We start from the raw sequence: 14,624 nt of genomic DNA, 5'->3' as shown, positions 1-14,624 counted from the left end.
TACTGTATGAAATCACAGTATCAAGTTAATTTTATTAATTTATCTTATCAATAACACTTTTTAACGCATAAACAATAGCTTGTGCTCTAACACTGGCTCTATCGCCAGTAAAAACTTGCTTGCTTGAATACTGTTTATCTGCAATTTTGATACAAAACCAAACTAAACCAACTGGTTTATCCACACTACCACCACCTGGCCCAGCAACCCCCGAAATAGCGATCGCAATATCAGCATTTGCTGTTCTACAAGCTCCTTCAGCCATTTCCAAAACTACTTGCTCACTCACTGCACCAAAGTCAGATAATGTCTGTAAACTTACGCCCAGTAAATCGTGCTTGGCTTGATTGCTGTAAGTGACAAATGCACGGTCAAGATAGGCAGAGCTTCCAGGGGTGTCTGTTAGTGCATAACTTACACCACCTCCAGTACATGATTCAGCGGTAGTGATCCATAAGCATTTATCCGTTAAAATAACCCCTAATTGCGCAGCAAGTGTTTTAATCTCTTGATGTAACTCCATATTCAGCCTTTGGGTAAATACATGTCGTTTGATCTTTATGCACCACACACAATAAGTCAACAAACTCCGATGATGCAGCAGTATCTAAAAATAAAATCTGAACATCGTGATATTTTATTGTTTTACCGAATGGGTGATTTTTATGAATTATTTTTCGATGACGCAAAACGAGCCGCGCAGTTATTAGACATTTCACAAACACACCGCGGAAAAGCCGGGGGTAACCCAATTCCAATGGCGGGTGTGCCTTATCATGCTGTTGAAAACTATCTTGCGCGATTAGTGCAAATGGGCGAATCGGTCGCTATTTGTGAACAAGTTGGTGACCCAGCAACCAGTAAAGGTCCTGTAGAACGTAAAGTGGTCCGTATTGTTACACCCGGTACTATTTCTGACGAAGCATTATTACAAGAACGCCAAGATAATTTACTAACCAGTGTATGGCAAAATAAGAAAGGTGTTTACGGCATCGCTTATTTAGACATCAACTCTGGTCGATTTAATATTGTTGAAGTAAATACCGACGAAGCCTTCAGCTCAACACTGCAACGTTTAGCCCCTGCCGAATTGCTGTATAGCGAAGACTTTGCAAATTTGCACTTAATTGAACATATAAAAGGTATTCGTCGTCGTCCTGAGTGGGAGTTCGATTTAGATACCGCGCAACATTTACTGTGTGACCAATTTGGTACTAAAGACCTTGTCGGTTTTGGTGTTGATAAAGCCAAAGCTGCACTTGTCGCAGCGGGCTGCTTAATGCAATACGTTAAAGACACGCAGCGGATTGCCCTACCCCATATTCGTGCAATCACTCTTGAGCATAATGAACATGCTGTGATCCTTGATGCAGCAACCCGTAAAAACTTGGAGCTCACAGTCAACTTATCAGGCGGATATGAAAATACCCTTGCACAAGTGCTTGATAAAACGGCAACTGCGATGGGTTCGCGTTTATTAAAACGCCGTATTCATACACCTATTCGCTCAAAACCAGAGCTTAATGCGCGCCTCAACGCAATAAGTGCAATCATGGATGCGCAGCTGTGCGGTGAGCTTCATGAATCGCTTAAACAAATAGGCGATATAGAGCGCGTTATTGCACGGTTAGCTCTATGGACGGCAAGACCACGCGATCTAACTCGTCTACGCAGTGCATTACAAGCATTGAGCCCATTACATGCATTATTAAATGACGCCAGCGATCCTCGCATTGCACAGATTATTGCCGATTCCCCAACCTTGCCTGAACTACAAGATTTATTAGAACGTGCAGTCATTGATAATCCACCCGTACTTATTCGTGATGGAGGAGTAATTGCCCCAGGCTACAACAGCGAACTAGATGAATGGCGCGCATTGAGTCAAGGTGCCACAGATGTACTTGAACAATTAGAGCAGCGCGAACGTGAACGCACAGGTATTAGTACCCTTAAAATTGGCTATAACAAAGTACACGGCTTTTTTATCGAAGTAAGCCGCGCCAACTCACATTTAGTGCCAGCAGATTATATTCGTCGTCAAACGCTTAAAAACAACGAACGCTATATAATTCCTGAGCTAAAAGAGCATGAAGATAAGGTGCTAGGCAGCCAATCAAAAGCTCTGGCTCTTGAAAAGCAACTATACGAGCAACTATTTGAATTTATTGCTCCACATATAGAGCAACTACAGTTAATGGCTGGTGCATTAGCTGATTTAGATGTACTCAACAATCTTGCTGAGCGCGCAATAGCCCTTAATTATGCAAAGCCACAGCTTTGTGATAATGACGATATCAGCATCAAGCAAGGTCGCCATCCGGTGGTTGAACAAGTGATGAAAGACCCATTTATTGCTAATCCTGTTGAACTGAATGCCCAACGTAAAATGTTGATCATCACAGGGCCAAATATGGGCGGTAAATCAACCTATATGCGTCAAACTGCCTTAATTGTATTAATGGCTCACATTGGCTCTTTTGTACCCGCAGACAGCGCCAACATTGGTAACATTGACCGTATATTCACCCGCATAGGTGCAAGCGACGATCTCGCCTCAGGACGCTCAACCTTTATGGTAGAAATGACCGAAACGGCAACGATTTTAAATAATGCAACCGCGCAATCATTGGTATTAATGGATGAAATTGGTCGTGGCACAAGTACTTACGATGGACTTTCACTTGCGTATGCAACAGCTGATCACTTAGCATCAAAAATTGCAGCTAAAACATTGTTCGCTACGCACTACTTTGAATTAACGGAACTTGCTGAGCAACAAGCAGGACTTGTAAATGTCCACCTAGACGCAATTGAACACAACGATACAATTGCGTTTATGCACACCGTATTAGATGGAGCTGCAAGCAAGAGTTTTGGGTTACAAGTCGCAGCGCTAGCCGGTGTTCCAAAAGCTGTGATAAAACAAGCAAAGCAAAAGCTAAAAATGCTTGAAAACCATCAACCTGTAACCGCTGACTTAAATGCACAGCAAGCATCATTGTTTGAAATTGAGCCGAGTGAGGTAGAAACGCAGCTGGCTGAAATTGATTTGGATAATTTAAGCCCACGCCAAGCTCAAGATCTACTCTATAAATTAAAAGCGCTGCTATAAGATTTATACAATAAAAAGCTGAAGAGTAATCTCTTCAGCTATAAAATTTTGCTATGAGTGTGAGGTTTTAAACGCTACGAAAACTGGTCAAATAAACTGTCTGTACTTAAGCCTTCATGCTGTAAAATATCTTTCAGTCGGCGCAATGCTTCTACCTGAATTTGTCTTACACGCTCACGTGTTAAACCTATTTCACGGCCAACATCTTCAAGTGTTGATGGCTCATAGCCTAACAAACCAAAACGACGTGCTAATACTTCACGTTGTTTAGGATTAAGTTCACCTAACCAATCTACAATATGCTTATTAATATCATTGTTTTGCACTTCGCCTTCTGGGCTAAAGCCTTTCTCATCTGCAATGATATCAAGTAATGCTTTATCATTTTCGCCGCCAATAGGCGTATCAACCGATGTGATCTTTTCATTTAAACGCAGCATTTTAGTTACGTCTTCAACGGGTCTATCTAAGCACTCTGCAATTTCTTCAGCGGTTGGCTCGTGATCAAGCTTTTGAGTTAATTCACGCGCGGTACGTAGGTATACATTTAATTCTTTAACAACATGAATAGGAAGGCGAATCGTGCGAGTTTGATTCATAATAGCGCGTTCAATAGTCTGGCGTATCCACCACGTGGCGTATGTTGAAAATCTAAAGCCACGTTCAGGGTCAAACTTTTCAACAGCGCGGATTAAACCTAGATTACCTTCTTCAATTAAATCTAGTAATGCTAAACCCCGGTTATTATAGCGGCGGGCAATTTTTACAACTAAGCGAAGGTTACTTTCAATCATGCGTTTGCGGGAAGCTTCACAGCCTTTTAACGCTTTGCGGGCAAAAAATACTTCTTCTTCAGCACTCAATAATGGAGAAAAACCAATTTCACCTAAATATAATTGAGTAGCATCTAAGTTTTTAGTCACTTCCTCTTTCGCGAATATATCGTCATCTTTATCAACTTCTTCTAATAACGATTCTGTTGGCTCTTTAACCGCTACATCATCAAATTTATCGTCAACTGCGGATTTCGTTTTTTTTACGTTTGCCGTGTTACCCATTAGCGTACCCTCAAGCAAATAAGTGATTGTATGATCACTGGTGTCTATACCCGTTAGCTAAGGCAAATATTTTTGGGGATTAACAGCCTTTCCTCTATAACGGATCTCAAAACGCAATGCCGTAACATCAGAATCAGAGCTGCCAATCTCTGCTATTTTTTGCCCTGCTTTCACATGCTGCTTTTCTTTAACTAACAACTTCGAATTATGTGCGTAAGCACTTAGGTAATCATCATTATGTTTCAAAATGATTAAATTACCGTAACCACGAAGTGCACTTCCTGCATAAACAACGGTCCCTTGCGCTGCAGCGAAAACAGATGTACCTTTTTTGTTAGCTATTTGTAGTCCTTTATAGCCATTCTCCCTTGTAGAAAAACGTTGTGTTACTTTGCCTTTTGCAGGCCAAGACCAGCGTACCTTTTTAGGATTCAAGCTACTAAGATTGCTAACTTTTTTACTACCTTGTTTTTGAACATACTCTCGTTGTTTTGGCTGATCAAGCTCTTTCTTTAATTTTTTGTTATTTTTTTGTATTTCTTTTGTAGACTTTTTACTCGGTTTCGTATATTTTTTACGCTTTTTATTTTTAATTTGTACCTTTTTTAGGTTTATTGTTTGGCCTGGGTGGATAATGTAAGGAGTTGGAATATCGTTGTTTTTTGCAAGGGTCCGAAAATCTTGTTGTGCGCTAAAGGCAATAGAGTAAAGTGTATCTCCTTTTTTTACTGTATATTTATCGCCAACTATATTGATTCTGCCCGTGTAAGGCGCAACGCTCGTATCTAAACTACTCACAGGTGCCGGTGCTTGACGCGACGAGCAACCATTGAGCAAAACACTCATAAATAAAACAACATAGCATAAAAAGTATTTATTCACGGTGTTTTGCCCTCAATCCTTCAAACTATCTCTTTTGGCGGTTAACGCAATAAAATGTAAGCGACAACCACTAAAGCGACTAATCCCCAGCCAAGTGCTTCAACATATTGACGTAATTTCTGTTCCATTTTCACTCCGCCCCATTTCATCAGTGCTGCCACTAAAAAGAAACGCGCACCTCTGCCGACGGCTGATGCAAGCAAAAAGGGTAAAAATGCCATGTGTAAAAGTCCTGCCCCTACAGTAAACACCTTATAGGGTATAGGTGAAAAACCCGCAATAAATACCACCCATACTCCATAATTTTTAAACCATTCTAATGCAACATTAAACTTATCTTGCCAGCCCATTTGAGCAATAAAGGGCTCAACAACAGGTTCAAATAGCCAAAATCCGAGTAAGTAACCTAATACGCCACCAATAACTGATGCGATAGTGGTGAAACTGGCAAAACGCCACGCTTTGCTAGGCTGTGCAAGCGCCATAGGTGCTAACATAACATCAGGTGGAACTGGAAAAAAAACAGACTCAGCAAAGCTCATGCCCGCTAAATAACGCTCAGCATGACGATGTTTCGCCCACACTAAGGCCATATCGTATAACTTAGTAAACAATTTCAAAGTGGTTTCCTATTCAATATCACCAGGGACAAGTGGAACAAATCTCACTGGTGCAATTACGTGTTGAGTAAATTTATTATCTTTTCTAACAACCATAACAAGTTGTTGCTGTTCATTACCAATTGGGGCAATCATTACCCCACCATCAGCAAGTTGGTCAAGTAATGCTTGAGGAACCTGTGATGCCGCAGCAGTGACAATAATCCCTTCAAATGGTGCTTGTGATTGCCAGCCTTGCCAACCATCACCATGCTTCATCGTTACATTATATAAATCAAGGTTGTGTAAACGACGTTTTGCTTGCCATTGCAATGCTTTAATACGTTCAACAGAACACACTGTGGTGAACGTTTTAGCAAGTACAGCAGTTTGGTAGCCTGACCCTGTACCAATTTCGAGTACTTTATCACGAACCCCCGCCAATCGCAGCAGCTCGGTCATTCGCGCAACAATATAGGGTTGTGAAATCGTTTGACCTTGTCCAATCGGTAACGCTGTATTTTGATAGGCTTTATGCTTAAGCACGTCATCAATAAACATATGGCGCGGTATCGAAGCAATTGCATTAAGCACCTGTTTATCTTCAACACCTTCACGGGCCAGTAAGTCGGCTAAAGCCTGTGCGCTGCGAGAATAGTTAGACAGCACCATTGATCTCCATTGTTTTTAGCCAATCGCCCACGGCTTGTAAGCTTTCTTTTGCAGTCATATCAACACTCAAAGGAGTGACAGAAGCATAACCATTATTGACTGCATAAAAATCCGTGCCATCGCCTGCGTCACTCTCAGCACCCAAGGTACCGTACCAATAGATATCACGCCCCCATGGATCCTGCTGCTTCGTCATGGTTTCGGCTTTGTGACGCGCACCCAAGCGGGTCACTTGCACGCCTTTTAGTTCGCTCAAAGGAACATCAGGCACATTAATATTTATGATCTGGTCTTTTGGTAATGGGTGAGACGCCAATTCTTTAATGATGCTCACGGTCACTGCCGCGGCTGTTTCGAAGTGGTTACCTTCTTTAGAGCACAGTGATACTGCAACAGCAGGCAAACCTAAATGCCGCCCCTCTGTTGCTGCTGCAACTGTACCTGAGTACAAAGTATCATCACCCAAATTAGCCCCATGGTTGATACCCGCAACGACGAGATCGGGCTTTTCACTGAGTAGTTCGTTAACGCCTAAATGCACGCAATCTGTGGGGGTACCATTAACCGAAACAAACCCATTATCAAGCGTAGTTGCACGCAGTGGGTTCATTAAAGTAAGTGAGTTACTTGCCCCACTGCAATTTCGATCAGGTGCAACTAAGGTCACCTCAGCAATGTGTGATAGCGCTTGATAAAGGACAGCGATCCCTTTGGCATTAACGCCATCATCATTACTCAATAATATCTTCATTTAAGCATCCTTTTCTTTATGTACCCGAGGGCTTGCATCGGTGTAATCCACCAGCTCGCGAAGTAGTGCTGTTGCAAACGTCCCTTTAGGTAAACCAAAACTTAACTTAATCGTACGCTCATCGAGCGTTTCAACAGCCAAATCCTGCGGTATTAAACGTAACATTCTACGCTCATTTTTAAGCCCTAACTCACCGAGTCCATCGCACCACTCTTTATAAGGTTCTAACCATATTTTTTCTTGTGCTGTTAAGCCTTTTTCGCTTTTACCTACCATCGGTGCCGACATCATAATATCACCAGAGGCAAGCCGTGCTATATTTTCATCGCTGATTGCATCTTCAAAAAACGCATTGCTGCCACTGAGCATAAACACCTCACGGTGCATCGTTTTAGCTAAACCGTGCTCTGCAACTCGCAGATTAATAATTTGGTTAAACACATAGGAGCGTGCTGCAGAAATGATTAACCCCCGCAGTTTTTTATCACGAATGCGCTCGCCTGCAAACATGCGTTTTGCCATATCAAGATTATGACCGTCGTGACCAAAGCGTTGCTCACCAAAGTAATTAGGCACACCGGCACGCACTGCGTTAATTCTACAAAGAATATCTAACGGCTGCGTGACATTGCGCAGGGTAATGGTAAATTTATTGCCTTTATGACACCCTGTGCGTAATTTACGGTTATGTCGCTGCTGAGAAACGATAAATATCGAGTCACTATTAAGCTCGGTAAAATCAATTTCTTTTTTTATTGGCACTGGCACACTAAACCATTGGCTACAAACGCCGTGGCGATCTTTCATACCAGCGTAACTGACATCACGAGGTGAAATCCCCGCTTTTTGCGCCAGTAACTTTGCTACATATTGTGTGTTTTCACCTTTTTTTACGACCTGTAAACACACATGCTCGCCGCTGCCAGTAAATTCAATACCTAAGTCTTCATCTACCATAAAATCTTCAGCGGTGGTTTTAAAATCAGCCTGAGATAAAGGTTTACCATATAAGTAATTTAAATCACTCATAGTACTGCTTTACTCATGATCACTACGGCATGACTTGATATACCTTCTTTACGCCCTTCAAATCCGAGCTTTTCAGTGGTGGTTGCTTTTACATTTACTTGGCTAATATCGGCGTTTAAATCTGCCGCTAGGTTTTTACGCATAGCTTGAATATGTGGCAGCATTTTAGGTGCTTGAGCAACAATCGTTACATCAGTATTACCAAGTACATAGCCTTGCTGTTTAGCCAAACCAACTACATGACGTAATAAAATACGGCTATCAATATTTTCATATTCACTAGCAGTATCGGGAAAGTGCTTGCCAATATCACCCATTGCCAGCGAACCTAAAATGGCATCACATAATGCATGAATAGCAACATCACCATCTGAATGAGCTAAAAACCCTTGAGGATAATCAATCTTTTCCCCACAAATTGTTAATGGGCCTTCGCCGCCAAACTTATGAACATCAAAGCCGTGGCCAATTCTAATCATGATGCGTTCTCGCTGTGTTGTTTTTGGAGTAAAAAATGAGCTAAATCTAAGTCTTCTGGAGTGGTTATTTTTATATTATCGCTACGCCCTGCAACCAATTTAACCGGTTTTTTAGCCCACTCAATGGCTGATGCCTCGTCGGTAATTGCAACTTGTTGAGCCAATGCACCTGTTAAGGCATTTACTAAATCGGTGTATTTAAAAAGCTGAGGCGTTAATGCTTGCCATAAATCATTCCGTGGCACTGTTTGCTCGCTATGTGTGTGGCCACGTTTAATGGTGTCTTTTACTTTAGCAGCAAGAATACCGCCCTCATCTGCATGAACACATCGCTCAATTAAATTATTGATATCGTTAATATCAACTAATGGTCTTGCGGCATCATGCACAAGCACCCAGTCAGGTGGCGAGTCAGCAAGTGCTAACAAACCACTTAAAACTGAATCGGCGCGTTCTTTACCACCACTGGCACGTAAAACTCTGCTATCGATGAAAGGTAATTGCGCATAAAATGGGTCATCATCACTTACAGCAACCACAATATGAGTCAGTTGTGAAATCGCAGCAAGCTTTGTCAGTGTGTGCTCTAAAATAGTTTTACCCGCTAATGTTATATATTGTTTTGGCGCAGTATGTTGCATACGACTACCAACCCCAGCGGCGGGCACTACAGCAGCTATTGAATATTTATTGGTCATTATATTGTTGTCCAGGTAGAACACGTATAAATGTTTCACCTGGTTTTATCATTCCTAATTCGTTACGAGCGCGCTCTTCGACACCTTCTTGGCCAAGCTTTAAATCTTCGATATCGGCCTTAAGTACTTTATTGCGCTTAATTAAATTGGCATTGGTTTCTTGATGGGAGTTTACAGCAGTTTTCAAGCGACTGTAATCTTGTACACCATTGTGGCCAAACCACAACTTATACTGAACAAATAGTGCTAAACACAGTAATAAAAATTGAAACATTCGCATAAAATACTCCTTGAACGTTGCTCTTCCAGTATAAAATTAGATGCACATAATATGGCTACTGGTCACTTTTTAATGAACACGGGACGTTTTAAGTTTCGCCAATTAATATTACTCGCGAGCAGCATTTCTCTCAGTGACAAAATACGCGGTGTACTACGTTTATAAAAACGCCACTGGTGGCCGCAACAAGCCGCCGCCATTGTTGCTTTTGAAGGCTTTAATAACAGTCCTACTTGCCCCTCGAGAGGCTTTCCTTGGTAATCAAACCAACCATGTTCATTACAATGAAGTTTATTGTCGCTTACTTGGTCGATGCTGTCTATTGCAACCCGTGACAGATTATCGTTTATAACTAATAACGGCACAATTAGGCCTAACTTGTTATTCAGAGAGTAAAAGTCTGCAAGGTCATCTTGGGTAGGGGGCTTAGCTTTTTGCTTATCAAGCCAACTGCCATTTTGCGGATCGAGCACAAAAGGTGTCTCACCATTTACCACACGCGTAGCCGCGCGTTCAATGTAGTAAGGTAAGCTTTTCAACATTGCACGTAACCGTTGCTCACTTGGTTCCGTCACTAAGCGGGCAATCTCCCTCGCGTAAAAGGCATTACACAGTTGGGCATAAAGCACACGCTGCGCATCAGATTGCCAAATATCAACTTGTTGGTTGGGGTTACTCGCAGTCAACGCTTCTACTCAATACTCCTAGGTGTTTATTTTATAGCACAGTATTGACTGCTTTTTAAGCGCCTATGCGGGCTTATTGCCCAGCTTTGCATCACCAGTTTCTAAAAATTGCACGACCGCATCGCGCTTCTTCCCTAATAACAAACTACCATCAGCTAAAAACATAAAGTTTTGCCAATTACGTTTGAATACATCAAAACTGGTTTCAATAATATTATCTCGCGCCATACAAAAGTACACAGTAGTATTTGCTTGCCAGTCGAGGTGAGCTAAAATTTCTTCAGGTGGTTGTTCAGTGCCTTCTTCCCAAGCATCTTCCCAACGAACAGTCTCAGTGAAAGTGTCTTCTTTGCCGCACCAATCAGTTTTATCAAAAAAATCAGGGTGGTCATGCTCTCGACTCACCATAGTGCTCCAAAGAACAGCCGCACGTTCATGGCTCATGGGTTTTATTAAAGCAAGGTCTTGCTCTGAAACGGGGGCGTCTTGATGGCGAAAAACCCACGCTTTTTTGTAATCATCTAACGGTATATAGTTCATAATAGTAGCAAATTAGTTAGCATTAAAAGTGCAAGCGCAAATTATACAAGAGATCAAAACATGACTACAGTAATAAAAGCACTTCCCCTCAAATCAGGCATATACCAACACTACAAAGGCCCTAAATACAAAGTGTTTTATGTAGCAACTCACAGCGAAACGCAAGAGCCACTCGTTATATACCAAGCATTATATGGTGAGCATGGCATGTGGGCTCGGCCACTAAGCATGTTTTTAGAAACGGTAAAAAAAGACGGTAAAACTATCCCACGCTTTGCTTATCTTGGCGAGGCCGAATAGTTATGGCATCATGACAAACATCATTACTGCTCAGACCAGATAAGGTATTACCGTGCAATTTAATTCTACAGATAACTACATAGCAAGTAACTCGTTAAAACAAGCGGTTAATGCGGCTATTTTGCTTGAAAAACCATTGCTGATAAAAGGTGAACCCGGCACAGGTAAAACTATGCTGGCCGAAGAGCTGGCGAAAAGTTTAGATACTACGCTTATTCAATGGCACATTAAATCAACCACCAAAGCGCAGCAAGGCTTATACGAATATGACGCGGTTTCACGCCTGCGTGATAGCCAATTGGGTGATGAGCGTGTGCACGACATCGGCAATTACATTGTTAAAGGCAAACTTTGGCAAGCCTTTACCTACGGCGAGCAGAACAATAAACGCCCGGTATTATTAATTGATGAAATAGACAAAGCCGACATCGAATTCCCGAATGACCTATTACTTGAGCTGGATAAAATGGAGTTTCATGTTTATGAAACTGGCGAGCGCGTTGTTGCTAAACAGCGCCCTATTGTGATCATCACCTCAAATAACGAAAAAGAACTGCCTGATGCATTTTTACGCCGCTGCTTTTTCCATTATATTGATTTTCCATCAAGCGACGAAATGCAGCAAATTGTTGACGTGCATCACCCCGATGTAAAACAAGATTTAGTGCGCCAAGCGCTGGAAGTGTTTTTTGGCCTGCGTGAAGTCAACGGCATTAAGAAAAAACCATCTACTAGCGAGCTACTCGATTGGCTTAAACTTTTAATGGCCGAAGACATCGACGCAAAAACGCTGCACGATAAAACTCAAAAAGGCGGTTTAATGCCGATGTTTGGTGCGCTTTTAAAGAACGAGCAAGACATCAGCCTGATCGAAAAACTTGCCTTTATGAGCCGCCGTTAATATGTTGATTGCGTTTTTCTTCAAACTGCGTGAATACCGCTTACCGGTGAGCATGCGTGAGCTACTTGATTTAATCAACGCGCTAAAAAAAGGCGCGGTATTTGCCGATGTTGACGGGTTTTACTATTTAGCCCGTACCATTATGGTTAAAGACGAAACCCACTTTGACCGTTTTGATAAAGCCTTTGCTGATTACTTTAGCGGTATTGCCGACCTCGACTTACTCGAAAGCTTAAAGCAGCAACATGAGTTACCCAATGACTGGCTACGCAAAGAGTTTGAAAAACACCTAAGCGATGAAGAAAAAGCCCAGCTTAAAGCCATGGGCGGCCTTGATGAGTTAATGAAAACCCTGAAAGAGCGCCTAGAAGAACAACAAAAACGCCATGCTGGCGGGAGTAAATGGGTTGGCACGGGTGGTACATCACCCTTTGGCGCGTATGGTTATAACCCTGAGGGCGTGCGCATAGGCCAAGACGGCAACCGTAACCGCCGCGCTGTAAAAGTATGGGATAAACGCGAATATAAAAATCTCGACTCTGATCGCGAAATAGGCTCACGCACCATAAAACTCGCTCTTAAAAAACTGCGCAAATTTGCCCGCACTGGCGCAAGTGACACGTTAGATTTAAACGAGACCATTCGCGCGACCGCCAAACAAGGCGGCATGCTGGATGTAAAAATGGCACCAGAGCGCCACAATGCCGTAAAAGTCTTGATGCTGTTTGATATTGGCGGTTCAATGGATGACTACATTCATACCTGTGAAGAGCTATTTAGCGCCGCCCACAGCGAGTTTAAACATTTAGAGTTTTACTACTTTCATAACTGTTTATACGAACACGTGTGGCAAGATAACCAACGCCGCCATGCAAACGTTATCGACACCATGACGTTAATCAACAAATTCACCAGCGACTATAAAGTGATATTTGTTGGCGACGCCACCATGGGTCCGTATGAAATCGCCTACCCCGGCGGCTCAGTAGAACACTATAACGAAGAGCCCGGCAGTGCTTGGTTGAACCGTATCACCAACCACTTTGATAAAGTTGCCTGGCTCAACCCACAACCGGTTGAACACTGGCGTTACTATCAATCAATTGATTTTATAAAGCAGTTGATGAATAACCGCATGTACCCGCTGAGTTTAGATGGGATAAGTAGAGCGATAAAAGAGCTGAGTTAAAAGGGATAAAATGAAAAGGAATATTTACTTAAATGAATGGGTTGCTTCTACTCTTCTCATACTTATTGGATTCATCGCAGGTATTTCAACGAATTCAATTATGGATATACTACTGAGCAAACTTAAACAGGATAGCCTAGCTAACTGGATAACCTCTATCAGTACCTTTGCAATAATGTTAGGCACCATCGCTTTAGCCTGTATAGCTTGGAAAGTAAGAAATTCTTGGATTGAAGAAAAAAAATACAACTTGAGTGTTGGTTTATTAAAAGACATATCATCCTTTTATTGTATCTCTTTCGAGCTTAGAAAATCTCAAGTTCGAATTTTCGAACTATATGAAGATCTGAGATACTCAGAAAATGATGCTGATGAGGCTCACAGAATCGCCTATGAAAAAGGCTTATCTGATGAGTCTTTGCAGCAAGAGCTTTTGAAAATAAAGTCATTAAACAAAACGAAGTATCATGATTATTTAGAAGCACGTCGCCTGTATGAAAACTTAGAAAAAGAGCAAGTAAAATACAAAAATACAGCATTAGTTAGCTCATCTTTAGTTAACTGGGGAAACTAAGCTGTAGAGCTTATAAAAAGCATAGAGGAAAATACCGTAGCGTTTTACGAAACTATTTCACCAAAGTATAAGCTTTTATCAAAAAGAGCAGCTGAAAATGATGAAGATATTTTGGACTTACCTAAACTAGAGGAATCGAAACTTTTTATAAAATACGAAGGAAAAAATACATTTAGTGACATTGATGGTGACGACTAACTTTTTCGTACTCGTCCTTCATTTTACATTGCCACTTGATGCTATTAACGAATAATAAAGGATAGAAATGTGCAAATCTGATAAAGCGATTCTATTAGGGATTAGCTTAGTATTTATTGCAGGTATAATTGTAGGGCAAACCTTTTCTTTTGAAATAAAACTCAGTGACTTAATTGCAACCTTAGTTGCAATCATCACATTTTATTATGCTTTTCAAGGATTACAGCACAATAAAAGGATATATCAAAACTCTATAAAACCTGTAATTGAAAGGTTTATTAGCGTAGACAATGAAAAGTATGTTTATAACTTCCAACTAAAGAACTACGGTACAGGATCAGCTATAAATCTGAAATATAAGATACTATCAGATGCCGGTGAATTATCTCATAAAGATCTCCAACAGAAACTACTCTTATTTGGAGATATGGAGCTGGAAATAGGAGCGGAATTAGGTATTTCGCCTAATTCATCATTAAATATAATCACTATGAAGATGAGCAATGAAGCTAGTTTCACGGAAGTAATAAAATACCTTGGTACAATTGAACTTCATGTTAACTTTTCATCAATTCAAGATGATGTTCAAGATAAGATTTTTTCACTCACTCCCTGAAACTAAGTTTAAATAATCCCTTACTCTTCTTGTTGTGATTCAATAAAAAACGAGTAA

18 protein-coding genes are annotated in these 14,624 nt (G+C 41.3%); 6 read left to right on the top strand and 12 right to left on the bottom strand.

All coding sequences use genetic code 11. The features are described from left to right. Nucleotides 1-34 precede the first annotated feature (34 nt). Entirely contained in the window at nucleotides 35-523 is a 489-nt protein-coding gene (locus tag ACFI4Z_RS06325) for a CinA family protein (protein ID WP_462669842.1), read from the bottom strand. Between the two features lie 21 nt (nucleotides 524-544). Between ACFI4Z_RS06325 and mutS the strand changes: the two genes are divergently transcribed. Further along, nucleotides 545-3,115, top strand: a complete 2,571-nt coding sequence (gene mutS, locus ACFI4Z_RS06320) for a DNA mismatch repair protein MutS (RefSeq protein WP_462669841.1) — start codon at nucleotides 545-547, stop codon at nucleotides 3,113-3,115. A 74-nt stretch (nucleotides 3,116-3,189) separates the two neighbouring features. Here the strand turns inward: mutS and rpoS are convergent, their stop codons facing one another. The 11 genes from rpoS to ACFI4Z_RS06265 all read right to left on the bottom strand — a co-directional run bounded on the left by rpoS (nucleotide 3,190) and on the right by ACFI4Z_RS06265 (nucleotide 10,789). Further along, complete coding sequence (gene rpoS / locus ACFI4Z_RS06315) at nucleotides 3,190-4,173, bottom strand: RNA polymerase sigma factor RpoS (protein ID WP_462669840.1); 984 nt, start codon at nucleotides 4,171-4,173, stop codon at nucleotides 3,190-3,192. A 57-nt stretch (nucleotides 4,174-4,230) separates the two neighbouring features. Then, a complete protein-coding gene (locus tag ACFI4Z_RS06310) occupies nucleotides 4,231-5,055 on the bottom strand; it encodes a peptidoglycan DD-metalloendopeptidase family protein (protein ID WP_462669839.1) in 825 nt (274 codons plus the stop codon). 41 nt (nucleotides 5,056-5,096) lie between these two features. After that, nucleotides 5,097-5,675: a YqaA family protein gene (locus ACFI4Z_RS06305; protein WP_462669838.1), complete on the bottom strand. Its 579-nt coding sequence runs from the start codon at nucleotides 5,673-5,675 to the stop codon at nucleotides 5,097-5,099. Nucleotides 5,676-5,684: 9 nt separating this feature from the next. Next, on the bottom strand, nucleotides 5,685-6,323 hold the full coding sequence (locus tag ACFI4Z_RS06300; RefSeq protein ID WP_462670010.1) for a protein-L-isoaspartate(D-aspartate) O-methyltransferase: 639 nt from the start codon (nucleotides 6,321-6,323) through the stop codon (nucleotides 5,685-5,687). Next, nucleotides 6,313-7,077: a 5'/3'-nucleotidase SurE gene (surE, locus tag ACFI4Z_RS06295; RefSeq protein WP_462669837.1), complete on the bottom strand. Its 765-nt coding sequence runs from the start codon at nucleotides 7,075-7,077 to the stop codon at nucleotides 6,313-6,315. Before surE ends, ACFI4Z_RS06300 begins: the two co-directional genes overlap by 11 nt. Further along, nucleotides 7,078-8,106, bottom strand: a complete 1,029-nt coding sequence (truD, locus tag ACFI4Z_RS06290; protein WP_462669836.1) for a tRNA pseudouridine(13) synthase TruD — start codon at nucleotides 8,104-8,106, stop codon at nucleotides 7,078-7,080. After that, a complete protein-coding gene (ispF, locus tag ACFI4Z_RS06285; RefSeq protein ID WP_462669835.1) occupies nucleotides 8,103-8,585 on the bottom strand; it encodes a 2-C-methyl-D-erythritol 2,4-cyclodiphosphate synthase in 483 nt (160 codons plus the stop codon). Before ispF ends, truD begins: the two co-directional genes overlap by 4 nt. Continuing rightward, nucleotides 8,582-9,283 (bottom strand): 2-C-methyl-D-erythritol 4-phosphate cytidylyltransferase, encoded by a 702-nt coding sequence (ispD, locus tag ACFI4Z_RS06280; RefSeq protein WP_462669834.1) that lies wholly within the window; start codon nucleotides 9,281-9,283, stop codon nucleotides 8,582-8,584. Before ispD ends, ispF begins: the two co-directional genes overlap by 4 nt. After that, entirely contained in the window at nucleotides 9,273-9,563 is a 291-nt protein-coding gene (gene ftsB, locus ACFI4Z_RS06275; protein WP_462669833.1) for a cell division protein FtsB, read from the bottom strand. The genes ispD and ftsB overlap by 11 nt, the downstream gene beginning before the upstream one ends. A 62-nt stretch (nucleotides 9,564-9,625) precedes the next feature. Continuing rightward, nucleotides 9,626-10,249 carry a hypothetical protein gene (locus tag ACFI4Z_RS06270; RefSeq protein ID WP_462669832.1) on the bottom strand — a complete coding sequence of 208 codons (624 nt, stop codon included), beginning with the start codon at nucleotides 10,247-10,249 and terminating at the stop codon, nucleotides 9,626-9,628. Nucleotides 10,250-10,312: 63 nt separating this feature from the next. After that, the gene (locus tag ACFI4Z_RS06265; protein ID WP_462669831.1) at nucleotides 10,313-10,789 is read right to left on the bottom strand and encodes a DUF2947 domain-containing protein; all 477 of its coding nucleotides are present in this window, start codon (nucleotides 10,787-10,789) and stop codon (nucleotides 10,313-10,315) included. Nucleotides 10,790-10,849: 60 nt separating this feature from the next. Here ACFI4Z_RS06265 and ACFI4Z_RS06260 point away from each other — a divergent pair, with 60 nt between their 5' ends. From ACFI4Z_RS06260 to ACFI4Z_RS06240, 5 genes are all read left to right on the top strand, one after another. Beyond that, nucleotides 10,850-11,089 carry a DUF1653 domain-containing protein gene (locus ACFI4Z_RS06260; RefSeq protein WP_462669830.1) on the top strand — a complete coding sequence of 80 codons (240 nt, stop codon included), beginning with the start codon at nucleotides 10,850-10,852 and terminating at the stop codon, nucleotides 11,087-11,089. A gap of 52 nt (nucleotides 11,090-11,141) precedes the next feature. Further along, nucleotides 11,142-11,990, top strand: coding sequence for an AAA family ATPase (locus ACFI4Z_RS06255; RefSeq protein WP_462669829.1), 849 nt, complete (start codon nucleotides 11,142-11,144; stop codon nucleotides 11,988-11,990). Nucleotide 11,991: 1 nt separating this feature from the next. Next, on the top strand, nucleotides 11,992-13,179 hold the full coding sequence (locus ACFI4Z_RS06250; protein WP_462669828.1) for a vWA domain-containing protein: 1,188 nt from the start codon (nucleotides 11,992-11,994) through the stop codon (nucleotides 13,177-13,179). A gap of 10 nt (nucleotides 13,180-13,189) precedes the next feature. Then, entirely contained in the window at nucleotides 13,190-13,753 is a 564-nt protein-coding gene (locus ACFI4Z_RS06245) for a hypothetical protein (RefSeq protein WP_462669827.1), read from the top strand. Nucleotides 13,754-14,018: 265 nt separating this feature from the next. Then, nucleotides 14,019-14,567, top strand: a complete 549-nt coding sequence (locus ACFI4Z_RS06240; protein WP_462669826.1) for a hypothetical protein — start codon at nucleotides 14,019-14,021, stop codon at nucleotides 14,565-14,567. Nucleotides 14,568-14,624 lie beyond the last annotated feature (57 nt).

Source organism: Pseudoalteromonas sp. RWi3, assembly GCF_054960735.1.
This window is presented reverse-complemented; position numbering and strand designations above follow the sequence as displayed.